Source organism: Bacillus sp. NEB1478, assembly GCF_031582965.1.
Taxonomy (GTDB): Bacteria; Bacillota; Bacilli; order Bacillales; family Fictibacillaceae; genus Fictibacillus.
The window spans coordinates 3,703,969-3,728,180 of record NZ_CP134049.1 but is presented as its reverse complement, the minus strand read 5'-3'; the positions used below and the strand labels follow the sequence as shown (position 1 = coordinate 3,728,180).

General features: G+C 37.0%; 31 protein-coding genes. 26 read left to right on the top strand and 5 right to left on the bottom strand.

From position 1 onward, the window contains the following. Positions 1-139: 139 nt before the first annotated feature. The 5 genes from uvsE to RGB74_RS18925 all read left to right on the top strand — a co-directional run bounded on the left by uvsE (position 140) and on the right by RGB74_RS18925 (position 4,047). Positions 140-1,105, top strand: a complete 966-nt coding sequence (gene uvsE, locus RGB74_RS18945; protein WP_310760799.1) for a UV DNA damage repair endonuclease UvsE — start codon at positions 140-142, stop codon at positions 1,103-1,105. A 171-nt stretch (positions 1,106-1,276) separates the two neighbouring features. Beyond that, complete coding sequence (locus tag RGB74_RS18940; protein ID WP_310760798.1) at positions 1,277-2,002, top strand: SDR family NAD(P)-dependent oxidoreductase; 726 nt, start codon at positions 1,277-1,279, stop codon at positions 2,000-2,002. Continuing rightward, positions 2,002-3,027: an S-adenosylmethionine:tRNA ribosyltransferase-isomerase gene (locus RGB74_RS18935; protein WP_310760797.1), complete on the top strand. Its 1,026-nt coding sequence runs from the start codon at positions 2,002-2,004 to the stop codon at positions 3,025-3,027. The genes RGB74_RS18940 and RGB74_RS18935 overlap by 1 nt, the downstream gene beginning before the upstream one ends. Positions 3,028-3,036: 9 nt before the next feature. Continuing rightward, positions 3,037-3,387, top strand: coding sequence for a VOC family protein (locus RGB74_RS18930; protein WP_310760796.1), 351 nt, complete (start codon positions 3,037-3,039; stop codon positions 3,385-3,387). A gap of 87 nt (positions 3,388-3,474) precedes the next feature. Beyond that, positions 3,475-4,047, top strand: a complete 573-nt coding sequence (locus RGB74_RS18925) for a DUF899 family protein (protein WP_310760794.1) — start codon at positions 3,475-3,477, stop codon at positions 4,045-4,047. Positions 4,048-4,051: 4 nt separating this feature from the next. Here the strand turns inward: RGB74_RS18925 and RGB74_RS18920 are convergent, their stop codons facing one another. Further along, positions 4,052-4,672, bottom strand: coding sequence for a metallophosphoesterase family protein (locus RGB74_RS18920; protein ID WP_396136081.1), 621 nt, complete (start codon positions 4,670-4,672; stop codon positions 4,052-4,054). Between the two features lie 210 nt (positions 4,673-4,882). Here RGB74_RS18920 and RGB74_RS18915 point away from each other — a divergent pair, with 210 nt between their 5' ends. Beyond that, positions 4,883-5,401: a DUF6886 family protein gene (locus RGB74_RS18915; protein ID WP_310760792.1), complete on the top strand. Its 519-nt coding sequence runs from the start codon at positions 4,883-4,885 to the stop codon at positions 5,399-5,401. 182 nt (positions 5,402-5,583) lie between these two features. Here RGB74_RS18915 and RGB74_RS18910 read toward each other — a convergent pair whose 3' ends face one another. Next, positions 5,584-7,419, bottom strand: a complete 1,836-nt coding sequence (locus RGB74_RS18910) for an LTA synthase family protein (protein WP_310760791.1) — start codon at positions 7,417-7,419, stop codon at positions 5,584-5,586. 123 nt (positions 7,420-7,542) lie between these two features. Between RGB74_RS18910 and RGB74_RS18905 the strand changes: the two genes are divergently transcribed. Genes RGB74_RS18905 through RGB74_RS18890 form a run of 4 tightly spaced genes read left to right on the top strand, consistent with a single transcriptional unit; the run spans position 7,543 to position 9,465 of the window. Then, positions 7,543-7,944, top strand: a complete 402-nt coding sequence (locus tag RGB74_RS18905) for a VOC family protein (protein WP_310760790.1) — start codon at positions 7,543-7,545, stop codon at positions 7,942-7,944. An 11-nt stretch (positions 7,945-7,955) separates the two neighbouring features. Then, positions 7,956-8,510 carry a signal peptidase I gene (lepB, locus tag RGB74_RS18900; protein WP_396136080.1) on the top strand — a complete coding sequence of 185 codons (555 nt, stop codon included), beginning with the start codon at positions 7,956-7,958 and terminating at the stop codon, positions 8,508-8,510. Between the two features lie 47 nt (positions 8,511-8,557). Beyond that, complete coding sequence (locus RGB74_RS18895) at positions 8,558-9,070, top strand: DNA-3-methyladenine glycosylase I (protein ID WP_310760788.1); 513 nt, start codon at positions 8,558-8,560, stop codon at positions 9,068-9,070. A 59-nt stretch (positions 9,071-9,129) separates the two neighbouring features. Next, positions 9,130-9,465 carry a L,D-transpeptidase gene (locus tag RGB74_RS18890; protein ID WP_310760787.1) on the top strand — a complete coding sequence of 112 codons (336 nt, stop codon included), beginning with the start codon at positions 9,130-9,132 and terminating at the stop codon, positions 9,463-9,465. Positions 9,466-9,495: 30 nt separating this feature from the next. On the opposite strand, the gene RGB74_RS18885 is transcribed toward RGB74_RS18890, so the two are convergent. After that, complete coding sequence (locus tag RGB74_RS18885; RefSeq protein WP_310760786.1) at positions 9,496-9,759, bottom strand: hypothetical protein; 264 nt, start codon at positions 9,757-9,759, stop codon at positions 9,496-9,498. Between the two features lie 18 nt (positions 9,760-9,777). Further along, positions 9,778-11,031, bottom strand: coding sequence for a helix-turn-helix domain-containing protein (locus RGB74_RS18880; protein WP_310760785.1), 1,254 nt, complete (start codon positions 11,029-11,031; stop codon positions 9,778-9,780). Between the two features lie 224 nt (positions 11,032-11,255). On the opposite strand from RGB74_RS18880, the gene RGB74_RS18875 reads away from it, so the two are divergent. From RGB74_RS18875 to RGB74_RS18830, 10 genes are all read left to right on the top strand, one after another. Then, the gene (locus RGB74_RS18875) at positions 11,256-12,158 is read left to right on the top strand and encodes a hypothetical protein (protein WP_310760784.1); all 903 of its coding nucleotides are present in this window, start codon (positions 11,256-11,258) and stop codon (positions 12,156-12,158) included. A gap of 77 nt (positions 12,159-12,235) precedes the next feature. Next, positions 12,236-12,646 carry an NUDIX hydrolase gene (locus RGB74_RS18870; RefSeq protein WP_396135997.1) on the top strand — a complete coding sequence of 137 codons (411 nt, stop codon included), beginning with the start codon at positions 12,236-12,238 and terminating at the stop codon, positions 12,644-12,646. Positions 12,647-12,692: 46 nt separating this feature from the next. Next, entirely contained in the window at positions 12,693-12,995 is a 303-nt protein-coding gene (locus RGB74_RS18865) for a hypothetical protein (RefSeq protein WP_310760782.1), read from the top strand. A gap of 26 nt (positions 12,996-13,021) precedes the next feature. Then, positions 13,022-13,957 carry a magnesium transporter CorA family protein gene (locus RGB74_RS18860; RefSeq protein ID WP_310760781.1) on the top strand — a complete coding sequence of 312 codons (936 nt, stop codon included), beginning with the start codon at positions 13,022-13,024 and terminating at the stop codon, positions 13,955-13,957. A 187-nt stretch (positions 13,958-14,144) separates the two neighbouring features. Then, complete coding sequence (locus tag RGB74_RS18855; RefSeq protein ID WP_310760780.1) at positions 14,145-15,353, top strand: D-alanyl-D-alanine carboxypeptidase family protein; 1,209 nt, start codon at positions 14,145-14,147, stop codon at positions 15,351-15,353. A gap of 107 nt (positions 15,354-15,460) precedes the next feature. After that, positions 15,461-15,946, top strand: coding sequence for a DinB family protein (locus RGB74_RS18850; RefSeq protein ID WP_310760779.1), 486 nt, complete (start codon positions 15,461-15,463; stop codon positions 15,944-15,946). 221 nt (positions 15,947-16,167) lie between these two features. Further along, the gene (locus RGB74_RS18845; protein ID WP_310760778.1) at positions 16,168-16,473 is read left to right on the top strand and encodes an antibiotic biosynthesis monooxygenase family protein; all 306 of its coding nucleotides are present in this window, start codon (positions 16,168-16,170) and stop codon (positions 16,471-16,473) included. Beyond that, a complete protein-coding gene (locus tag RGB74_RS18840) occupies positions 16,470-16,838 on the top strand; it encodes a hypothetical protein (RefSeq protein WP_310760777.1) in 369 nt (122 codons plus the stop codon). The genes RGB74_RS18845 and RGB74_RS18840 overlap by 4 nt, the downstream gene beginning before the upstream one ends. Before the next feature lie 17 nt (positions 16,839-16,855). Then, positions 16,856-17,497, top strand: coding sequence for a cobalamin B12-binding domain-containing protein (locus RGB74_RS18835; RefSeq protein WP_310760776.1), 642 nt, complete (start codon positions 16,856-16,858; stop codon positions 17,495-17,497). Between the two features lie 2 nt (positions 17,498-17,499). Continuing rightward, complete coding sequence (locus tag RGB74_RS18830; RefSeq protein WP_310760775.1) at positions 17,500-18,249, top strand: STAS domain-containing protein; 750 nt, start codon at positions 17,500-17,502, stop codon at positions 18,247-18,249. Between the two features lie 231 nt (positions 18,250-18,480). Here the strand turns inward: RGB74_RS18830 and RGB74_RS18825 are convergent, their stop codons facing one another. Continuing rightward, entirely contained in the window at positions 18,481-19,077 is a 597-nt protein-coding gene (locus tag RGB74_RS18825) for a rhomboid family intramembrane serine protease (protein ID WP_310760774.1), read from the bottom strand. A gap of 110 nt (positions 19,078-19,187) precedes the next feature. Here RGB74_RS18825 and acpS point away from each other — a divergent pair, with 110 nt between their 5' ends. The 6 genes from acpS to RGB74_RS18795 all read left to right on the top strand — a co-directional run bounded on the left by acpS (position 19,188) and on the right by RGB74_RS18795 (position 24,197). Beyond that, positions 19,188-19,547, top strand: coding sequence for a holo-ACP synthase (gene acpS, locus RGB74_RS18820; RefSeq protein ID WP_310760773.1), 360 nt, complete (start codon positions 19,188-19,190; stop codon positions 19,545-19,547). A gap of 126 nt (positions 19,548-19,673) precedes the next feature. Continuing rightward, the gene (locus tag RGB74_RS18815) at positions 19,674-20,687 is read left to right on the top strand and encodes a LolA family protein (RefSeq protein ID WP_310760772.1); all 1,014 of its coding nucleotides are present in this window, start codon (positions 19,674-19,676) and stop codon (positions 20,685-20,687) included. A 201-nt stretch (positions 20,688-20,888) separates the two neighbouring features. After that, complete coding sequence (alr, locus tag RGB74_RS18810; protein WP_310760771.1) at positions 20,889-22,061, top strand: alanine racemase; 1,173 nt, start codon at positions 20,889-20,891, stop codon at positions 22,059-22,061. Positions 22,062-22,202: 141 nt separating this feature from the next. Then, entirely contained in the window at positions 22,203-22,484 is a 282-nt protein-coding gene (locus RGB74_RS18805; RefSeq protein WP_310262621.1) for a CopG family ribbon-helix-helix protein, read from the top strand. 3 nt (positions 22,485-22,487) lie between these two features. After that, the gene (locus tag RGB74_RS18800) at positions 22,488-22,838 is read left to right on the top strand and encodes a type II toxin-antitoxin system PemK/MazF family toxin (protein ID WP_066239453.1); all 351 of its coding nucleotides are present in this window, start codon (positions 22,488-22,490) and stop codon (positions 22,836-22,838) included. A 534-nt stretch (positions 22,839-23,372) separates the two neighbouring features. Then, positions 23,373-24,197 carry an STAS domain-containing protein gene (locus RGB74_RS18795; protein WP_310760770.1) on the top strand — a complete coding sequence of 275 codons (825 nt, stop codon included), beginning with the start codon at positions 23,373-23,375 and terminating at the stop codon, positions 24,195-24,197. The last annotated feature ends 15 nt before the right edge of the window (positions 24,198-24,212 follow it).

Genomic DNA, 24,212 nt, shown 5'->3' with positions numbered 1-24,212 from the left:
AAAATGAAAGGCAGGTAAAAAAGGTCGATTTCCATTCAGGAAATCTTCTTATAAAAACTGATGAAAGCTATCAACGTAAAAATGGTTAAGCAACACGTTTGCGGGGTCATACTGATAGTGACGAATCGAGGTGTCACGAATGACCATTGTCAGAATAGGTTTTGTTGCCATGAGCATGGAGCTGCAAAATGCATCTCCTTCTCAAACCATGACATTCAAACAGTTCAGCCAGATTCAAAATAAGGAAGCGGGAAAGAGGAAACTAGAAAGAATCGCCAAAGCTAATTTACATAACACGTTAAGGATTTTAAAACATGCAGTTGCTCACGATATTAAATTTTACAGAATGACTTCAAGACTGATACCACTTGCAAATCATGGGGAATTGCTGGATTGGGATTATATTAATCCATTAACAGATGAACTGCATGAAATCGGGGCGTTTGCTGCAAAACATACTATGAGGCTGGATTTCCATCCGGATCATTTTGTACTCATAAATTCACCGAAAAAAGAAGTACTGAAAAATTCTATAAAAACATTGCAGATGCACTATAAAATTCTAAAAAAGATGAGAATTAACACCATGCATAGGTGCGTGATGCATGTAGGCGGTAATTACAAAGAAACTGACACAGCACTTGAGCGCTTTATTCAAAATTGGGCGTATGTGCCTGTACCACTGCAGGAAATGATCATGTTAGAAAATGATGATACTTCTTTTACTATGTCGGATGCCTTGTATTTATGTGAAAAGCTTGCGATTCCTCTTGTATTTGACTATCATCACCACCTAGCCTTCCATTATGACGACAACTGGATGCAGCATTGGCCACGAGTGGTCGAAACGTGGAAAAAATCACCACTTCCATTAAAGATGCACATCTCAAGTCCTAAAAGTGAAAAGCAGTTCCGTCATCATGCTGATTTCGTGGATATAGAAATGTTCTTTCATTTCTTAAAAGAAATTAAAGGAAGTGTGGACCAGATCGACTGTATGATTGAATCCAAGAAAAAGGACATGGCATTATTTCAGTTAATGAGAGAAGTCAAAAAACGTTCTGATATAGAAATAATAGATCAAGCATCTTTCTTATTGAAATAAACAAGGGGGTCTGTCCCGGGACAGACCCCCTTGTTTGTTTTTGTCGAAAGATTTTTAAAACAAACTCATTGACGGAATAAAAACAATAAAACTATAATAAACATACTTAGTAAACATAAATGTATAAAAAGTATATGATGTATAGCAATACAATCTGAGGAGGAAGTAAAGATGAAAAAAGTGGCAATGATTACAGGAGCTTCAAAAGGTTTAGGGAAAGCGCTTTCGCTTTATTATGCAAAAGAAGGATACAATTTATCAATTTGTTCACGAACAGAAGAAGCGCTTCAAGAAGTGAAAAAAGAATTAGAGCAGCTTGGAGCAGATGTTTTGGCATTAGGAGCAGACATGTCAAAAGCAAAGGATGTTGAGCGATTTGTGGCTTTAACAGAAGAGTATTATGGAAAGATTGATGTGCTTGTAAATAATGCATCGATCTTGGGGCCAAGTCCGATGCCATTTTTGCTGGATTATCCAGAACAAGATTTTGAAGAAGTGCTTCGCGTCAATACGATTGGTCCATTCCTTGTAACAAGAAGAGTTCTTCCAATCATGCTTCAAAAACAGCAAGGAAGTATTATTAATATTACATCAGAAGCAGGTGCAACGGGTTATGCAGGTTGGGGTGCTTATGGAATCTCTAAATTTGCTTTAGAAGGGTTAACGGAAACATGGGCAGATGAAGTGAGGGAATCTGGAGTTCGGGTGAACATGGTCGATCCAGGAGAGATGGACACAGATATGCACAAGTTAGCCGTACCAGATTGTGATTATGAGCTGGCAAGACCAGAAGATATTACAGCTGTATTCGGATACTTAGCTTCAGATTCTTCTAGTCACATTACGGGGAAACGTTTTGAGGCACAGGAATTTCAGCTTGAGGGGAGCGGGAACTGATGGAATCAGCGATCAAGTTTGAGCTGCCAAATGAACTCAATGCTATACAACCGCCAGAACGAAGAGGAATTCGCAGAGATTATGTGAAAATGATGGTGCTCGACAAATCAACAGGCGAAAGAGAGCATACTCAGTTCTATCATCTGGATCGATTTTTAAATAAAGGAGACCTTCTCGTTCTGAACGCTAGCCGGACCGTTCCTGCTGTTCTAAAGAGCAAACGAGAATCAGATGGTGTGGAAGTAGAAATAAGGCTTGCCCACAGAAAGAATGAATCGATTTGGGAAGCGTTACCTGTCAGCGGAGATTTGAAAAAAGGAGATATTATCCGTTTTTCACCAGTCCTAACAGCTGAGATCGTCGCTCAAACTTCTGATACACCATTTGTTTCACTGGCTTTTAACCTTTGCTGCTCAGACCTTTACAACCAGATTTATAGTTTAGGAGAACCGGTACGGTATGAATACATCCAAGAGCCTTGGAACCTCGATTATTATCAGACTGTATTTGCAACGATTCCTGGATCTGTTGAAATGCCGTCAGCCGGCCGCGCATTTAGTTGGGAGCTGCTATTCCGTCTTCAGAAAAAAGGGATTCGGATCGCTTATATTACGCTGCATACTGGATTAAGCTATTTGCTCGATGATAAATGGCATAAAGGGCCAGACAAAAACTATGAAAATTATAAAGTTTCAGAAGAGACGGTCCAAATGATCAATGAGACGAAAAAGCAAGGCGGAAGAGTAATAGCTGTCGGTACCACTGTTGTTCGAGCATTGGAAACAGCAGCCCTTGAAAAAGAAGGGCTGGAGGCTGCAGAAGGCTGGACAAATCTTTATATACAAGAAGATACGAACCTGCAAGTTTGTGATGGATTAATTACTGGAATGCATGAACCTGAAGCCAGTCATCTCGAGCTTTTGTCTGCCTTCATTCATTCTGAAAAACTTCACGCAGCTTATAAAGAAGCTATTAATCAACAATATTTGTGGCACGAATTTGGCGATATGAATCTTATATTATAGGTGATCATCATGAAGATTCACCATATCGGAATCTATGTATCAAATCTGGAGAAGTCAGTCGCCTTCTATGGAAAAATAGCAGCCATCCAATCCAAAGAAAAACTGAAATGGAATGAAACGGAGCTTTTATTTATAAAAGGCGAAGGTTTTCAGCTCGAATTAATCCCAGATTCGAATGGAGTGTCTAAAAGCACACACATCGCCTTCACTGTTAATTGTGTTAAAGAAAAAATAAGAGATTTACAGCATAAAGGACTGTTGCCATCAGAAGGTCCTTATCATTTAGAAAACGGCTGGAAAACCGTATTTTACGAAGGTCCAGATGGTGAGGAGATTGAGTTTATAGAAATAGTTCGTTAAAAAAGATTCAAAAAACCTTCCAATCTTAAAGGTTTTGTCCGTTTCATCACAGAATTAGAAATGAAACGGAAATTTAGGAGGTTGGCAATGGTAGTTAAAGAGGTAATGGAAGAGATTGATTTGTTGGAAAAGGAAATTTTGGAGAAAAAGGCGAAACTTACAAAGCTTAAACGAACTTTGCCTGAAGAGGAAGTAGAGAACTATACCTTTTTGAATGCAGAAGGTAATACGGTCACATTGATGGATCTTTTTGGAGATCATGATGAACTAATCATTGTGCACAATATGGGACAAAGCTGTTCATATTGTACGATGTGGGCTGATGGATTTAACGGCGTTTACCACCACATTGTCCGTAAAGCTCCTTTCTACATTTCCACCCCAGACGAACCAATGATTCAAAAAGACTTTGCGGCATCAAGAGGCTGGAAATTTCCTATGATCTCAACAAAGGAAAATCGTTTTAAAAGAGACTTAGGGTTTGAAAAAGAAGGATACTATTATCCAGGTGTTTCTACTTTTAGAAAGGATAAAAACGGCACAATCTATCATGTTGCCAAAAGTCCTTTTGGACCAGGAGACGATTTTTGTTCTGTTTGGCCTTTGCTTGATCTTCTTCCATCAGGCTCAAAAAACTACCAGCCGGTAAAAGAACTATAAAAAACTAAGAAATCCCATGAAAAGCTTTCATGAGGAACGCAGAATCGGGTATGTTTAGTTCGTTGTAGGCTCTTATTAATCTTTGACGATCATAAGGTACACATTTAAATTCGACTTGAACCTTATGGTTTTCTTTGTAGGCGATAGCATAATGAGCTTTAGCCATAGTGCTGCAGCCTAGTGCACCTGGATTAACATAGTGCGTTTTATCACTTTTGAAATGATGCAGGATATGGTGATGACCGAATCCTATAAAATCATATGAGTTGGAATCAAAGGCTTGTTCAATCAACTCGAGAGCAGGATTTACTATAATAGGAAGGAAGGGATCTTCAGAAATAGGAGATTCCTTTTTTCCTTGTTTAAAAGGATAATGTGTAATTAAAAAATTGAAATCATTCCTTTTAAATGTAAGTTCACGCGGCAGTTTTCTTAATTGTTCGGCTAACTGATTGTCTAACTGATCTGCAATCCATTGATGATGTAGTTTTGCATGAACATGACTTTTTGGATAGAGTTGGCCATATTTTAAAGCAAGGACAGCTTCGTCATGATTGCCTGTTACCATTTGGAAAGAATTCGTGCTAAATAATAAATCCAGCACCTCGTTCGTAAATGGACCAATTCCAATGATGTCTCATCCGCAAAAAAAAGAGTCTATACCATGAGAACGAGCATCTGATATGACAGCCTTAAGAGCATCTATATTTCCATGAACATCAGTAAAATAAGCAAAAAGTGGCTTCAAAATTATTCCCGCCTTATCATTATTATAGGTTATTATAAAGGAATATTTTGGTTTATCACAAGCAGTGATTTTAGAGGGAGGAAGCATATGCTTTATCATTTTTCAGAAGAGCATAATATAGAGATTTTTCAACCGCGAAAGCATCTAAGTTTTCCAGATCGGCAGCCGATGGTTTGGGCAATTGATAAAGATCGGTCACCACTTTATTTACTTCCTCGTGATTGCCCGAGGATTGGATTTTGGGCAACATTGGACACGACTCAATCAGACCGGGAAAAATATTTACACATGGCATCCAGCGAAAAAATAATAGTGGTAGAAGGCAGATGGATTGATCGCATTCAAAACACGAAGCTCTATAAATATTCATTAAATGATGCTCGTTTCGCGATGATGGATGAAGGGGCAGGATACTTTATATCTTATGAGACAGAAATACCGTTAAAAATAGAGGAAGTTGGCTCACTGCTAGACGCGCTCGTAGAAGAGAATGTTGAGCTTAGAATTGTCCCTTCGCTTCAGCCATTGTACGAACAGCTGCCACAATCTACCTTACACTTCTCCATGATCCGAATGCGCAACGCGAAACTCATGCATAGGGACTGACCCCAAACAATTTATTCCCCGAGCTGATTTTCATTTTTCTACAAGAGAGTTTGGTCTGTTTCATATATAGTTTCTGTCCTTTTTGTCTTTTTTGTTTTCAGCAATCAACATATTTCCAGAATCATTCTAAATTATAAAAAAGACTCAAAAGGGCTGCAGTTTTTCAGCCTTTTGAGTCTTTTCTATTTTAAGAACCTCAATAGATCTCCATAAACAATGCGATCCGATTCATCAAGTTCATCTTTTGATTCCTCAATATAAGGTTCACAATTCTTAATATCAACGGGTGTACCTAGCTTATTGCTATAACACGTCTCATTTGTGTAAACAAAATTCTTATTGATAAAAGCACCGTTACGAAGAACCGTTAGATCATTATGATCTTCTGAGAAAAGGTCTGTACCGAAATGAACATCATCCTTTGTTTCAATTCCTAACAGATGTAATAGTGTTGGTTTTAAATCGACCTGGCCGCCGACACTTTCTACATTTTCGCCTTTTTTACCAGGGATATGGATGAATAACGGCACTTGCTGCAGCTGGATATGGTCATATGGAGTAAGATTTTCTTTTCCCAGCACTTCAGCCATCGCTTCTTCATGTCTTTCAGAGATACCGTAATGATCTCCGTATACAACCACAACAGAATTATCATAAAGTCCAGACTTCTTCAGGTCTTCAAAAAACAGCTTCAATGCCTCATCTTCATATCGAACCGTTGTAAAATAGCGGCTGACAGTTCCATCATCTACAGGATAAGGATCAATCCATTGATCTTCTTCATCGAGTAAAAAAGGATGATGATTTGTCAGCGTAATGAATTTTGCATAAAAAGGCTTCGGAAGATCTTCTAAATACGGCATGGATTGCTCAAAAAAAGGAATATCTTTCAGACCATAATTTATTGAATTTTCATCAGTGATGTCATAGTATTCTTCACTGAAAAATTTATCATATCCCATCGTTTTGTACATAACATCTCGGTTCCAAAAGCTTTTGTTATTCCCATGAAAAACAGCCGAGTAATAACCATTTGTTTTTAAAATTTCCGGCATCGCATTATACTCGTTCAAAGGATTTGTCTGGAATACCGCACCTCTTGGGAGAGGATATAGGGAATTTTCTACGAGAAACTCTGAATCAGATGTTTTTCCCTGGCCAGTCTGATGATAAAAATGATTAAAATAATAGCTCGATCTGGCTAGTTCATTTAAGAAGGGAGTTACCTCTTTGCCATTAATCTTATAATTAAGGACAAAGTTTTGAGTTGATTCTAACGAAACAATGATTACATTCTTGCCTTTTGCAACGCCGAAGAGCTCTGAGTTGTTCTTCGTATCTTTTTTGAGCTTTTGCAAAACTTCTTCAGCATCAATGTTGCTCGCTAATGCTTTTTGCATTGAAGACTTGGACTGAAGCATGATGTCGTACAGATGATAATTAAATGTCCCTAAACTTTTAACGAGAATTTCCCTGTCAAATGTTCTTGTCAGCAACTGAGGCCGGTTGACTTCAGCAAGTGAAATATGGACAGCTAGGATAGCTAGGCCAGCTAGGATTAACTTTCTTCGGTCTTTGCGTAAAATCGCTACATTAGGGGTCCAGTTTGGTTTTTTTAATAAAAACGACAAGATCATAACATCAAGAAAATAAAAAATATCTGTCAAATACACAAGTTCATAAATGCTGTTGCCGATATCACCTGCGTTTTTTGTCTGGAATAAAACCGGTACCGTAATGAAGTCGCTAAAGAATCGATAGTACACAATATTCGCGTACAATATGAAACTATAAATAAAGGAAAGCCATAGAATGACACGCCTTCTTTTTGAAGGAGAGAAGTAATAAACCATACTAAAATAGAAAACAAGGAAACTAAGAGGATTAAAAAATAATAAAAATTCTTGCAGGAAATTATCAATGGGAAGCGTAAAAGAGACTTTATAAACAATATACGTTTTCAACCAAAGCAAAAAGATAGCCAGGAAGATAGCTGCGTGTTTTGTTTTATCAATCATAGAAAACCCTCCTGTTTAAAAAAACGGAAATCTTTACCATTGTAGGCTATTTTTTATAAAATTAAAAGTGAAAGAATGCCTTTTTTCATTTTTTCATAGTATTCTTAAGGAGAAGGACATCCATTGGAAATACCACAGGGGATTCACCATGTAGAAATCAATGTTCATCAATTAGAGCGTTCTAAGGAATTTTATAGTTGGCTTCTGCAGGAGTTGGGGTTTGCGATCTATCAGGAATGGGATAAAGGTATTAGTTATAAAAAGGGTACAGCTTATCTGGTATTCACCCAGACAAACGAGAAGTACATAAATAACTCCTTTCATAGAAAGCATACGGGACTTAATCATCTGGCGTTGTGGGCTCAATCACGTGCGCAAATTAATCAGCTTCGTGTACAATTAACAAATAGAAATGTTTCCTTTCTGTATGAAGAGAAGTATCCGTTTGCAGGTGGAAGTGATCATTATGCTTTGTTTTTTGAAGATCCCGATCGTATAAAAATTGAAATTGTAGCGGCGAGGTGAAAGAATATATGTTGGAAAAAGAAAAAAATACCCAACCGAGAAATGAATGGATCAGCTGGTTGAAGGCTATTGTATTCGCTTTGGCCTTTGTTTTTATTACGAAAACTTATTTTTTTGCTCCGTATTTAGTGGAGGGAGCCTCGATGTCGCCAACCCTTCATGATCAGGAGAAATTATACGTAAACAAGATCGTATACGCCTTTTCTGAACCGAAAAAAGGAGATATCGTCATTATTAAAGGTGATGATAAACGCTACGTAAAACGAATTATTGGCGTTGAAGGAGACGTCATTCAAATGAAGAGTGACGTTCTCTATGTGAATAATAAAAAAATACCTGAATCGTATTTAAAAGAAAATAAATCAGAGGCGAAAAATCTAGGTGTTTATTTAACTGAAGATTTTGGCCCGTTAAAAGTACCAAAAGGGAAAGCTTTTGTTATGGGGGATAATCGATTAAACAGTATGGATTCTAGAAATGGCCTAGGTCTTATTGAGCTTAACTCCATTGAAGGCCGAACCGAAGTTGTCATTTATCCGTTTTCAGATATTCGAGCTACTCAATAAAAGTGCAGCCTTTGCTGTGCTTTTTTTAAGATAGGAGAGAGGTACAAATGCAACGATGCAAGTGGAGTGAAGAAAGTGAAATGCTGCAGAAATACCATGATGATGAATGGGGACAAAAAGCAGAAGGATCTAACAAACTATTTGAATGTTTAACATTGGAGCTGTTTCAATCAGGATTGAGCTGGCGTACCATTTTGCATAAACGCGATAATTTCAGAATGGCGTTTGCGAATTTTCACGTAGATATTGTGAAAGATTTCAATGAGGGTGATATTGAAAGATTAGTAGCGGACGAGGGCATTGTCAGACATCGGAAGAAGATTGAAGCCACAATAAAAAATGCAAACATCGTCCATGAAATCATACAGACACACGGAAGTTTCGATGCTTTCCTGGATCAGCTGCCAAATGAAAAACCGGAAAAACAAAAAGTACTGCAAAAAACATTTAAACATGTGGGGCTCACAACGGCTGAGAGCTTTCTTGAAGCGACTGGCAGAATTGATCCTTCACATAGTGAGAATTGCTTCCTGCATATTAAGCCTCAGTTAAGCAGGTAAGAATGAGAATAGGGACACACATTTAACCTCCTGCATAGACTAATACAGGAGGTTTGGCTATGCCTTACGAAATCTTTGTTTCCACTGCGAGAAAACGGCTTGCTTTAATGAAGGATGGTACGGTTATCAAACGGTACCCTATTGGTGTTGGGAAAATGCTGACTCCCACACCAACGGGAGTGTATACCATTGTAAATAAAGCACCGAATCCAGGTGGACCCTTTGGAGTGTTGTGGATGGGATTGTCCCGACCGCATTATGGAATTCACGGGACTAATAATCCATCATCAATCGGAAAATACGTATCCCATGGGTGCATACGCATGCATAACAATCACGTACTAGAACTCTCTCGATTAGTGCCGATCGGGACTAAGGTGCATATAAGTAAATAAAAAAAGCTCTCAAAAATGAGAGCTTTTTTATTAATTATTACTATTTTTTAATGAATCATTAAAGGCAATATACGTAACATTTTTAATTGAAGGGCTATCATCAAAAGCATATTTCATAGATTTGATAGGTGGAGAGTCATCAAAGACCAGTTTTAATGACTTGATTGGTGGTGAATCATCAAAAGCTAATTTTAATCTTTTGATGGATGGTGAATCATCAAAAGTACTGAATGTATTTGCACTGAATGAGATTGTTAATCCCAGAGCTAAAACAAGTAATAATATTTTTTTCATTTTGTTATCCTCCTATTTTTATACTATATTTTTCCTTGCGTTATTTGCAATCCGGTAATATGCGCTTGCTTTTTTATATAATGATTGATCGAAATAAACGTCAGCTAATAATTCTGAGTATTTTGCAACATATTCCCAATTACTTCTGTTTTCAAAAAAACTTATAACTTCTTTACTAATAAGTGCTTCAAAAGTAGCATCAAAATTTTTGTTAATTTGAAATTGCAACACTTTTAAATGATAAGAGACTTCTAAATCATCATTAGAATACTTATAGCCTTCTTGAACATATTCTTCAGCTCGATGATAATCTTTTAACTTTAAATACTCAGTAGCTAATAAAAATAGTGTTAAAGCTTTTCGTTTGTTTGAATGACTATTTCTATATTCTAAACTTTTTTTGAAATACTCAATTGCTTTAATATGTTCACTTTTACAAGATGTTACATACCCTAAATTATGATAAATTACTCCACTCATAAATTCATCTTTAAAGGATTTAGAATATTTCAGTGCATTATTTAAATGATATTCTGCTAAATCATAATTTTTTGCTCGTCTGTAACTAATAGCTAATAATACCTGACAATCAGCACTTCTACTATAATTATATTCTTTATCGAATATTGAAATTGCTTTAAATGCATAAGTAGTTACTGAATTTATTCTCATTAAAAAATTATATGTCAATGCTAATAAATAATAAAGGATGGCAAATTCAGTTTCTATGATATTTAAACTCTTACTGAGTTCACCTTCAGCTAATTTTAAGAATTGTAAAGCATCATTATGTTTTTCAATGTAGTTATAGTACATTCCTTGAACTAAAAAATAATTAAATCTTTGATCAGGAGATAATTGATCAAATACCTTCTTAACTTTTTCAAGAGTTTCACTCGTTTGTTCAAATTGCGGTGGTTCTTTGACCATATAAAATTTAGCTAAATATAGGTTGAAAGTTATCATTATCTCTGGATGAGTTACATGATCGATTTTACTTTGAATTGTAGGGAAGAAATTTATTGCTTCATCAAACTGGCGATTAACCATTAAAATGTTCCACTCGTTTAACATCTCGAGAACTTTACTTTCATCTACTTCCTCGGGCGAAATGCCTAGACGTTCACAAAGCAGATTAATAACTTCATCGCTTGATTTTGCGTCCCCTTTCTCAATCTTACTCAAGTACGAAACAGAGCAAATTCCCTGTGCCAGTCCTTCCTGGGTTAGGCCTTTTGTTTTTCTATAATATCTTATTCTTTGACCGACCATAAAATCCCCCTTTCAGAACTTGGGAAAATTGTCATGCAGGACCCCTAATAAACAAGTATCTTTCCTACCATTTTTCCCAATACAGTTTAAGTTGTATGTTTGATATGATAAATATAACAGAAAATACAAAGTTTTTGCTAGAAATTGAGAATTTTGAATAATTAACTTTTCATAAACCAGAGCTGAGCTGAGAACCGGCGCCAAATTTGAGGGGAGCGAGTACTATGGCCAAAATGTATAAACTAACATCACGAACTGCGGAGAAGAATGCTTCGCTGTATGTCTCCAGTAATCCTGACCAGGCCGGAAGTGTAGTAAGAAATGAGGAGAGCGAATTTGCCTATTCGGAAATATTCATGGATAACCAAAAAAATTACTGGTTTTCCAAAAAGGCAGAAGACAGTTCAAAAGATTACAAGTTATTCATCTTTGACCATAAAAACGGTTATTTGAAATCCCAAGTCATTAAAGGACAGCCAAATTTTTACGAATTCGAGTCTTGTGTTGTTGTAGCTTGTGAAGGTGATGGTTCCAAAGGCTCAGTTTTAATGTTTTCGAAAAATGGTCCTGAACTTATCAAAGAGTGGAACGTGAACGGTTATCTTTGGGAAGTTGAAATGAACAAAGACGTTTTATACATTTCCTCATACATTGTTGAAGAAGATCAAGCTGTATTATATATTATTCGCAACGATAAGAAAAAACGTATAAATCTAGGAAATAACATGGCACCAACAGATATCCTTTGCCTTAACAACCATGTTTACGTTTCAGGTGCGCCGGTTTTATACGGTGATCCAAAGAAAATTATAGTGCTTAATGATAAGGATAAAGTAGTAAAGGAACACAAACTATCAATCTCACCTCGCGCTTTGTATTGTGTTGATGGTCACATCTTAGTTTACGAGCTGGATCTTTCTACAGGAAAGAGCGAGCGTATCGTATATGTAAATGTAGAAACGGGCGAACAAAAAGAACATGATATTCCGCATTCAAAAATTGTGGAATGCACAAATGATTCCCTATCTTTGCTGGAACAAAACAGCCGGACACTATATACATGGGATCATGGCAACAGAAAAATAATTAACAGCCGGAAAGTAACTGAACAATATAAAGTCATTTAACTGACAAAAAGTCCTGCATGAACGCGCAGGACTTTTTTTGTGCCATAAAGAACACTTTTGTAAAAGGGGGAGTGGTGATGATTTGGGAAGGCGCATCATGTATTTGTATGAGAGAAGGAAAATTATTAATGGTTTTGCAGGGGAAGCCTGAAGAGGAAAAGTTGTGGTCAATTCCATCTGGCGGTAAAGAACCAGGAGAAAGCTTAGAGGATTGTTGCTTGCGAGAAGTTTGGGAAGAGACAGGTTACAGAGTAATCATTAAGAAGAAACTTCATAAAAAAGAAGGGGTTTCTTTTGGTATACAATATAAAGTTCAGTATTTTTTAGCAGATATAGAAAGCGGCTCACCGGTTATTCAAGATCCTGATGGTTTAATCTACGATATAAAATGGGTATCCTTGGAGGAGTTAGAGCAATTTTCGCTTTCGTTTCCAGAAGACCGGGAACTCCTCGTCAGTATGCTTTCTAAAACAGAAGAAGCGATATAGATACTTTTTTTCAATAGCGGTTAAATTTACGGAGGAGGATGGGACTATGATGGAGGTCACAGCAGCACAAAAACAAGACTTAGATCAACTAAGTACATGGTGTGAAGACGTTCCTGAATTTCAAAAAAATCTAACTCAGTATTTTGACCGTAATGATACAACGATATTAATGATGAAAGATGAACAGCAAATAACAGGTATCGCCTTGCTAAAGGTAAAAGAAACACTTAAATCAGGAACGGTCTGGCTTCATTTGAAAGAAGAAGGTAATCAAAACCACGATCTACTCATGCAAAAGTCGTTGAAATGGTTGAGGCAAAAAGGCGCTAAGGAATATCATCTCATTTAAATAGGAAATGAAGGTTGTGATTAAAAATGGAACATACCAGTGTCTACGGTTGGAAATGGCATCAGCATGAGTGCCACAAAGAAGAAATACAAGAATTTATTTCTCCTAATAAAGGCTGTAAGCAATGGCTGCAGCATGTAAAAGAAAACAAAACGAGTTATCTCCGGCTTGAAAAAGACAATGATGGAGATCTCATCATTAGGGGCTCATTAATATACAAACAAAACCCGGAAAATCAGTCAGAGTTTGAAGTCTTTTATTTTTATATACGCAAAAATTCCTTTATGACGGTTGGTCTCGATTTATCTCTCATCACAGGAGATTACAGAGAAACGTGTGACCATCTAATTATTGAAGAAAAAACGCCGGTTGAGGGTTTTCTTGTACTGCTAGGAGAATTAATCAATCATTTCTTAGATGGGATAGACAATCTTGAAATGAAATTAAAGGAATTACAGCGGGATGTTCAGCAAAATAACCATACGACGCTATTAAACAGCATATATGACAGACGCATCGAACTCATTAACTGGAGTGATTTGACGTTGCCTGTACATGAGACATCTATGGCGATTAAAGAAGCTTATTTAGATGAAATAACAGATACCAATGCGTATAAAAGAATTACAACAAGAATTGACCGAACGATCACACTTCTTTCTCATTACAGAGGTGATATCGATACGTTATTAAACCTTGAAGATGTGCTTTCCGCTCACCGCGGTAATGAAATTATGAAAACATTAACCGTTTTTACAGTTATTTTTACTCCTGCAATGGGGCTTGGGGCAATTTGGGGTATGAACTTTAAAAATATGCCAGAATTAGACTGGAAATACGGATATTTATATTCAATGATTTTAATTATTCTTTCAACTTTGGGTGTTTATTTATGGCTCCGAATGAAAGGATGGACTGGGGATTTGCTAAGAGGGAAAAAAAATCACAAGCATTTTGACTAAAGAATACATCAGAATGTACGATATATAAAAGGATTCAGGCGAATATTGTCGAATGGTATCAGTTGATAATAACGCCTGTTTTTTTATGGCGAAAATTACTAAATTTCATTTTGATTTCAACCATAATAGATAATGAATATTCATCGAACAGATATAAAGATTAAATGACCAACGGGAGCGGGAACAAATGAAAAGACTTAAGTTCTTTCTTGTTTTTTCACTTATGATGCTGATGCAAACCCCCATTGTGCAAGCATCTGGCGAAAATGAACCAAACATTAAAAGCGAAAGTGCCGTAATGATTGATGCGAAAACGGGTGACATTTTATATCAAAAGAATAGTTCGGATAAAATGTACCCAGCAAGCATAACGAAAATCGTAACGGGAATTTTGGCTATCGAATCGGGGAAATTGAATGAATCCGTTATTGTCAGCGGTAATGCAGCAAAAGCAGATGGAACCCGTGTTTACTTATTAGAAGGTGAGAAAGTCCCATTAAAGAAACTTGTTCAAGGGCTCTTAATCAACTCAGGAAATGATGCTGCGATTGCCATAGCAGAATACTTAGCTGACGATATCCCTTCTTTTGCAGATGAGATGAATCATTTTGCAAAAAAAGTTGGAGCGAATAACACCCATTTTGTTAATCCAAACGGACTTTTTGATGTGGATCACTACACTACTGCAGAAGATATGGCTAAAATCACGCAAAATGCGATGCAAAATGAGGATTTTCGTGAAATTGTTTCGACGAAAGAACTTCCGTGGGAAGGGGAAGGCTGGAAAACGACCCTTCGAAACCACCATCAATTATTGTGGGACTATCCGGGTACAATCGGAGTGAAGAACGGTTATGTGGACGAGTCTAAACACACATTAGTAACCGCTGTGTCCAGAGAAGGACTCGACGTAATTATTGTTACTTTAAAAGCTCCTTCAAGCAAAGCCTCGTATTGGGATACGATGTCAATTGGGGATTACGGATTTGCAAATTTCGTGAGACAAACCGTTCCTGCGGGCACAGAGATTCAAGCAGATAACGGTAAAAAGTATGCCTTAAAAGAAGATCTGATGGTTACCCTGCCAAAAGGTGAAAAGCCCATTCAGCATGTAACCTCTAAAGGGAAATTACAGTTGAAAAACGCAGAAGGAAAAGTCCTTCTGACTCATAAATTATTTGAAGAAAAACCTGTAAAAGCAGCGGCGGTATCGACTAAAGACAATTCAACAGAAGAAGCTGGGGAACCAACCTTTTTCCACCAAATGGTGAAAGGGAGTGTTTATTTATACAGCGGACTCCTTATTTTACTAGCGTTCTTAGTCATATTAAGAATGCGCAGTCAGAAAATCAGACATAAGAGAATGAGACACGTAGCAAGAAGCTATGTGAAGTGAACCGTCGATTGGCGGTTCTTTTTATTTAGAATCACCCTATGTGAAGGAAAAACCGAAGCAGTGAAGAATAATTTAGCATTAACCTTAATTTTAGCTGGAGGATTACTATGATAAATGCTGCTGTAACTATGACCGAAACCTTATTAGATGAGTTTTATGTGATTGTACGTACAACGAATAATTTATTAAAAAAAGCAGATTCATCAGTGTACGATTTTCGTCCTGCAGATAATATGCGCTCCTTTTTAGAGCTTGCTAATCACCTTGTCCAAATACCACATGTAGATTTAGCTATTTTGCAAGAAAAGCCTGAAGCAGATATTCGAATGTTAGAAGCGAAAATGCGTGCTGAAAATGCAGGAGAATTGACTCATGTACTTGAGGAAGGCTATCATTTATTAAAATCCTACTTTCTATCCTTATCACAAGAAGACTTTCTAAATAAGGAAACAAAAGCATTTTATGCAGAAAAAGGGATGACTCAAGCGAAGTGGCTTGTTGAAATTGTTACCCATGCCTTTCATCATAGAGGACAGTTATTCACTTATTTGAAACAAACACAGCATGATGTTAACATGTTTGATCTCTATTAATAAACGCCGGAAAGATCCGGTGTTTTTCTTTTTTTTATAGCTCTGTTAATTGATAGTGTTGATAATCCTTGGTCGCAGATTGTCTTTGCCATTTCAACAGCGATGTTTAACAGAGCCTTTTGTATAAAATTTTTTTGTGAAAGAGGAAATTTTATTTTTTAATTGAACAATATTTAAATAAACATTTTAACTATGTTAAATACACCTACTAGGAGATAATTATGTACACAGTCTTTTCAACGTTTGATGTACCAAATGAAAAAGCCGAAGAAGTGATAAATATATATCAAAACCGTTCAAGATCAGTAGATGAAGCTGAAGGATTTGTAGATTTCTTCCTTTTACAAAATGATAAAAGAGCTGGGGAATTAACTGTGCAGCTTATCTTTTCTACGAAAGAAGATTATTTGAAATGGGTAAGAAGTGAGGAGTTTAAAAAGATTCATGATTTAGAGAAGAAGTATCCTGATAAAGAATTAGCAGCTGTCATACCTACTGTTAAACAATATAAGGTGGTTGCCAAATGACTTCACTAAACATTGATGTTATGGTTGAGAAAGTAACCGAAAAGATATATGAAAAAGATCCTGCTTTAATTGAAAAATATGGTGATAAAGGCAGAACGAAATGTATTGAAGACAATCACCATCATTTTAAACATTTAGAGACAGCATATGAGCTGGATAATGTGGCCTTCTTTACAGACTATGCACTGTGGCTAGACGGGATTTTACAAAAATTCGGGATGAGTACCGAACTTTTAATTGATAACTTCCATTTTATTAAAGATGTAATGGAAGAAGAAAAGGTTGATAACCCTAGAATTGAAGTGTATGTAGATTACTTAAATAAAGCAATTGATATTCTTAATAAGAAATCGGCGATAGGGTGACCGAAAGGGGGCGGAGTATGGCGACATCAGATGCTGAAAAGTTAGCACGTTTGTTTTTAGAAGGCAATTCAACTGCAGCACTTAGTTTCATAAAACAACAGCCTAATCAGAATCGACTGTCTTTATTTCGGAATTTATTTACTCCGGCTATGTACTTTATTGGTGACCTGTGGGAAAATAACGAAATTTCTGTAGCTGATGAACATCTGGCAACGGGAGTTTGTGATTTTGTGCTTTCAAGGCTTTTTCAAATTTCATCAGAGACAGCAAGTGAAAAAAAAGCGATGTTTTTATGCTTGCAAGGTGAACAGCATTTTCTCGGAATTAAGATGATCAATAGCCTTTTTGAAGAAAGCGGTTGGCAAACTAGATATTTTGGTGCGAGTCTGCCTTTAGAATATGCGCTTAAAACTGCACTTCAGTGGAAACCTGAAGTTATCGGCCTATCTGTTTCCATTGTTTATAACTTGCCGCTCTTAAAAAACTACGTACGGACATTGAGCGCTTTACCGCATAAGCCAGTAATAATGATTGGTGGAAGACTTGTAGATAAATATGATTTAATTCCGTATACAAATCACCAGGGTATGATCATGAAGAACTTGGATGAAGTGGATCAATGGCTAAATGAGTATAGAGAAGAAAGGATCAATGTCTGAAGATGAACGATGGCATACCCGTACCATTTTTACAAATGACTAACCATGGTGATATTCAGTTCCTTTCTAAAAAAGCCAAAGAGCTGCTGCATGATGATGTCGAAATAATCACTGATTGTTTTGATGAAGAAAGTCATAATAAGCTTATGAAATTTATGATGCCATTTGAAGGCGACAAAAGTTTTGAAGCGAACGTAAAGAGTAAAAACAATCCATTTCTTTTATGCGATATTCATATATCGTGGAAAAATGATTCTGCCTATATCGTTTTCATTCCGATCGGTAAGCATGTAAAGGGCCTTGAGGATAAACTTTCGGAACTAAGATTAAGGCTTGCTTCAACTGATTTTGAACTTTTTGAAAAAAAGGAAGCACTGGAAGCGGCAATAAAGCGTTTGGATGAACTATCTGGACCATTCATCCCATTGTCAGAAAAGATTGCTTTTGTTCCCATATTTGGCGACATTACCGAAAGCAAAATGATTACCGTAACTGGGAATGCATTGAAATCCGCTTATGAAGGTCAATATGACGAGATTTTTTTCGATTTATCCGCAACGGGTGAAATTGATCTGGGCGGGATGAAAAAATTAAGCGAGCTCTTCCGTATGCTTCAATATATGAATGGGAGACCTGTAAAAATATTAGGGGTAAAACCGAAACATGCACGCCAGCTGAACGATTATGATGTAGATTGGCCTGTATTTTACGAGTCATCGTTAAAAGAAGTATTACTGGGGATCTCTGATTAAAGAAAAAGACTCAAAAGTTGGCATGTGAAGCCGATTTTGAGTCTTTTTTTAAATTTTCTTATGCCAGTCAGAAATAATCCAACGAGTTTTGGTCATAATCCAACGGAATTTTCGATTAATCCAACGAGTTTCGGTCATAATCCAACGAGAATTCACCATATATCCCCGAGTCGACAAAAACTGACATAAGCTAGCCAAAATGCGGATTGTAGGTCATTCCTTTTAATACTTTCACCCTTTTCGCTTCATCGTCGCAAGAATAATCGGAGCCAGCGCAGCTCCGCCAATCAGTCCAAATAGATGACCGAGAACATTAATCCGTTCATTCATAAATGTTGAAACTAAGCTGATTCCGAGTACAACTAACAGAATCTGCGTGTTGGTTTTATCAATATATTGTTTTTTGTTATATACCATATATACATAAATGCCGAACAAGCCAAAAATAGATCCTGATGCACCAATATGTGCGTATGACAAAGGCAGCATTAGTAAAGTTGCAATATTGGCGATTAAGCCTGAACCTGCATAACCGATAATAAAACGTGTCTTGCCGAGTATTTGTTCAAGGGCGGGACCAAACAATAATAAAGAGAACGAATTAAAGATTAAATGGCCGGCAGCTTCATGTGTAATGATTGGAGTAAATAAGCGCCAGTATTCTCCTTGTGCAATATAATAGTTCGACCCGACCATTAAGTGATACAAAGAAGTACCAAAAGGGGTAAAATTAATAAGAAGAAACACGATAATATGAGCAGCAATTAAAAAAGTGATAATCGGATAACGGCGAATAAAGGTCTGGAAACTTTCATCTCTTACAAACATATGGACAACTCACCCTTTTATTTAGAGTTTATTCGTTACATATTCATCTATCTCAAGTTTACCATGCGAAAAGTTTTAGGGCGAAAGATATAGTGTAAAGGAGTTTGCTTATGATCGTTGGAACAGGTATCGATATTATTGAAATGAAGCGGATAAAACAAGTTGCACAGCATCAGGTTCGGTTTGCTGATAGGATTTTAACCACTTTTGAACTTGGAAAATTTAATGCACTATCAGGCAACAGAAAGTTTGAATATTTGGCAGGCAGGTTTTCAGCAAAAGAAGCGATGGCAAAAGCATTGGGTGTCGGAATTGGTGCTGAGCTTTCGTGGCATGACATGGAGATCATATCTGATGAAAAAGGAAAACCGTTTATTTCATCCCCTTACCCTTATGTATGCCATCTGTCTATTTCTCATACGAAGGAATATGCCGTAGCGCAAGTTATTTTAGAAAGCTCGTCAAGCTAGTCTGCATATTGTCCAGGGTTGTCTCATATATTGTAATGCGGTAGAAGGGGCAGTCCTTTGCTAGACGGCAGAGCTTGTACCCCCTTCAATGTCGAAATTACTTTGGGACAAAGGGGATGGCAAAAAATGAAAAAAACACTGTCAATGATGTTGACGGCGTTCATGCTTGTGGCAATTCTGTCGGCATGTGGTGCAAAAAGCCAGAGTGATGTTTTGGACTCCTTAGAAGAAAGAATGGATTCAATGACAGGCTATAAAGCAGATGCCAAGATGACTTTGAAAACTGGGGAAAAACCACTCACTTATGACTTGGAAATCTGGTATAAAAAACCGGATTTTTATCGTGTGAGCATGAAGAACGCAGAAAAAGACCAAAGTCAGATGATTTTACGGAATAAAGACGGCGTGTTTGTATTAACACCAGCGCTTAACAAAAGCTTCCGTTTCCAAAGTGACTGGCCGGAAAACAACAGTCAGGTGTATTTGTTCCAATCTTTAATTTCAGACATTTTAAATGATAATGACAGAGGGTTTAAAACAAAAGAGAAAAGCTACGTGTTCCATACAAAAACAAATTATCAAAATAAGAACTTATATCAGCAAGAGATTACTTTAAATAAAGATTTAGATCCTACGCAAGTACGTATCATGGACCAGGATCAGAAAGAGTTAGTTACACTTACTTTTTCGAACGTGAAATACAATGCCAAATTCGATAAAAACTCTTTCGATATGGAGTCAAACATGTCGAGCGCACAGTACGAGATACCAACTTTCTCAGGGGACGATAAAGAGTTTGAAGTGCTTTACCCTACTTACACAGCAAATTTAAATCTCGTTAACGAAAGAGAAGTCATGCTAGGAAAGAATGAATCTAAAGTTGTTATGAGCTATGCAAGCGGTGAAGAAAAGAAATCATTCACACTCATGCAGCAAAAGAATCAATCTGTTGAATCAGCGGCAAGGCTGACAATGCCAAGCGGTGAGCCGGTGGATCTTGGTTTTACAGTTGGAGCGATGACAGACCAATCCATTACATGGAACTACAACGGTGTTGATTATTTTCTAGCTTCAAATTCTTTAGATCAAGAAGAACTGATGGCTATCGCAAGATCTGTGGCAGGAGAAGCTATAAAATAATTCCTTCTTATTTATATAGGAACATTCCGACAGGCTCCGGATATTCGGGCCTGTTTTTTACTTTCATGTTTAAAGAATAAGCTTATCTAAGGTTGACAGATAGAGGCTTGGTATTAGACCAAGTTTACTTTACATATTTTTAATGAAACGGTTAAAATAAAGGACAGTAATCCGGAAGTTTTCGAGGGAGGTTTTCTTAAAGTGGACAAACATCATTTTTATCGAGATACATGGGCTGAAATAAACTTGGATGATATAAGCAAAAACGTTCAATCATTCAAAAAACATCTCCCTGATTATAAAATTATGGCTGTAGTAAAAGCGAATGGATACGGACATGGCGCCTATCAAACAGCGGTCACGGCGCTTGAATCTGGAGCAGAATATTTAGCTGTTGCTATCTTGGACGAAGCGATCGCTTTAAGAAAACAAGGCATTTCTGCACCGATTTTAGTTATGAACCGTATTCGTCCTGAATATGTTAATCTTGCGGCAGAAAATGAATTGAGTATTACTGTTTTTCATAAAGAATGGATTCATGAAGCAATGTCTTATATGCAAGAAACGAATCTTACATTAAACCTGCATATCAAGCTTGATACGGGAATGGGGCGTGTCGGTCTAACAGACGAGGAAGAGCTGCTTGAACTGGCATCTCTTATTAATGAGTCTTCTAACCTGCATTTCGAGGGTGTATTTACCCATTTCGCTACAGCAGATGAATGGGAGTCTGCTTTGTTTGATGAGCAGCTAGAAAAATTCACAAACCTAATGGAGTTTCTTAAAAAGCAAGGGTTCACACCGCCGCTGATACACTGTGCCAATAGTGCAGCGTCACTCAGAAAAGTAAAAGGACCTTTTAATCTGGTAAGACTCGGGATTAGTATGTACGGTTTAGCTCCTTCTATGGAAATGAAAAAATCTTTGCCGTTTCCTTTAGCAGAAGCATTTAGTCTTCATACAAGACTAATTCATGTTAAAAAGCTGATGCCTGGGGATACTGTAAGCTATGGAGCTACTTATACAGCAAAAAAGGAAGAATGGGTCGGTACACTTCCAATCGGATATGCAGATGGATGGCAAAGGAGACTATCACCTGATGCAAGTGTGCTGATTGATGGCGAAAGGATGCCGATAATCGGAAGAATCTGCATGGATCAGTGCATGGTATTGCTTCCAAACAAGAAGGAAATAGGAGAGCTCGTCACATTAATCGGCAATCAAAAAGGTGAAGTAATAGAAATGGATGAAGTCGCAACAATTGCAAATACAATAAATTATGAAATTCCGTGTTTAATTTCTTCACGAGTGCCGAGGGTTTTTGTGAAAAATGGTCGAATTTCAGAAAATATGAATGTAATTTTAAATTTTTAGCAGAATATTAGAAGGACTAATAAAAAGTTTGTAGAATAAATACTTTGAAATCGCTTTGCAAATGGAATATTGAAGTGATAATATTAATTGTGGTTAAAAGGAATTTGATCGTAGTATAGCTTTGCGCTGGAGGTGTATGTTGTGTCCGAATTGAACACAAAAAGGATTGTCATTAGTCTTCCTCAAAAATTACTTAGTGAGGTAGATCGTGTCATTAAAAAGGAAAATTTGGACCGCAGCGAATTTATCCATCAAGCTACTGAGATGTATCTTCGTGAGCGGAAGAATAAGCGTCAGTTTCGTGATGAGATGAGACAAGGTTACATGGAAATGGCTAAGATCAATCTAACGATTGCCTCAGAAGCATTTTTGTTAGAGGAGGAAGCCGATCATACCTTGGACCGCTTAGTTAGCGGGGTGTAGTCCTTGATAGTTAAACGCGGAGATGTTTACTTTGCAGATCTTTCACCGGTAGTAGGTTCAGAACAAGGCGGCATCCGCCCTGTACTGATTATCCAAAATGATATCGGTAACCGTTTTAGCCCTACTGTAATAGTTGCTGCAATCACAGCTCAGATACAAAAAGCGAAACTACCAACACATGTTGAAATAGATTCAAAAAAATACGGCTTTGAACGGGATTCAGTTATATTGCTTGAACAGATTAGAACCATTGACAAGCAAAGATTAACAGATAAGATAACACAACTGGATGAAGATATGATGCGCAGGGTAGACGACGCATTGCAGATCAGTACTGGTCTGGTCGATTTTTAAAATTTTATAAAGCTCATTTAGAAACTGTCTGGCAAAACTGTCTGGCGGTTTTTTATTTTTAGGATTTTTTTAAGGTTGTTGTCGTATACATTGTTGCTTTTGATAGCAGTTGATTTCCGTTCCAAGGTTGCTCGCTTTCCGCGGGGCAGACGGTGAGCCACATTCGGACGTTTCACTTTTAAGTGTCTCACCCGCCAGCCTGTCCCGCAGGACAAGGAAAGCTACGACAGCGATGCATCGCACGAAGAAAATGTGATCTTCATTTTCGAGGAGTCTCACACCTTTTACTCCAATCAACTGTCAAAGAAGCCTATAAAATAAGATTGTTGCATCAAGGGTATTTTTGCACCTGCCTCAAACGGAGTCCAATTACTTTCAAAAATACAAAGGTCGCAAAAAGAACTTTTTTTTCTGAAAGGTTTAGCTTTTAAACAAATGGGTTATATATCCAAGGTTAGAAAAGAGTAAACATTGCAGAAAATTATCAGAAATGAAATAATGAAAGAGATACTATGCAGTGGGGGTGCAAAATAATTGGACAACTTGATTGTGCAAATGATTAATGAAAATCAAGAAACCCTTAAAAATAATTGGCTAACTGAAGTCAACGTTTTTAAAGAAAAAGAATTAGTTGCTGCTTCTACCACTATGAAACTGAGTGAAGAAACAGATCAGCAATTCTTTGAGTTGCTTATTAAACACATTAACTACCATGATATTTCAAAGGATGGTACCCTTGATCAATTTTTTGATCAAGTTCTTCATACAGGTTTACCGTTAAGTTATTTAACGCAAGGGTTACAAGCGGCACGCCGCGTAATCGTCAATTTTTTAGTTGAAAGGATTTCCGATAAAGAAAAACTGATTACGATTTATCGTGAAATCGACACATGGTTAGATCCGATTTTAAACCGTGTTGTTGAAAATTCTTCTCAAATTTGGGAAAGAACCGTATCCATTCAGAAAACAGCATTGCTGGAGTTAACAGCTCCGCTCATTCCAGTTTTTCAAAATATCAGTGTCATGCCGTTAATCGGCTCTATTGATACGGAACGTGCTAAATTAATTATGGAAAACTTACTGAATGGTGTAATTAAATACAGGTCTGAAGTAGTTTTGATCGATATAACTGGAGTTCCTGTCGTTGATACGATGGTCGCTCATCATATTATCCAGGCTGCAGATGCTGTACGTTTATTAGGTTCAAAATGTATCCTTGTTGGAATAAGGCCTGAAATTGCACAAACAATTGTCAGTCTTGGCATTGACTTGAGTTTGTTCCCAACGAAAAGCTCTCTTCAAAAGGGTATGGAAAGTGCTTTAGAATTTACAAACCAGAAGCTAGTAAGCAATAAATAGGGAGTGAATAGATAA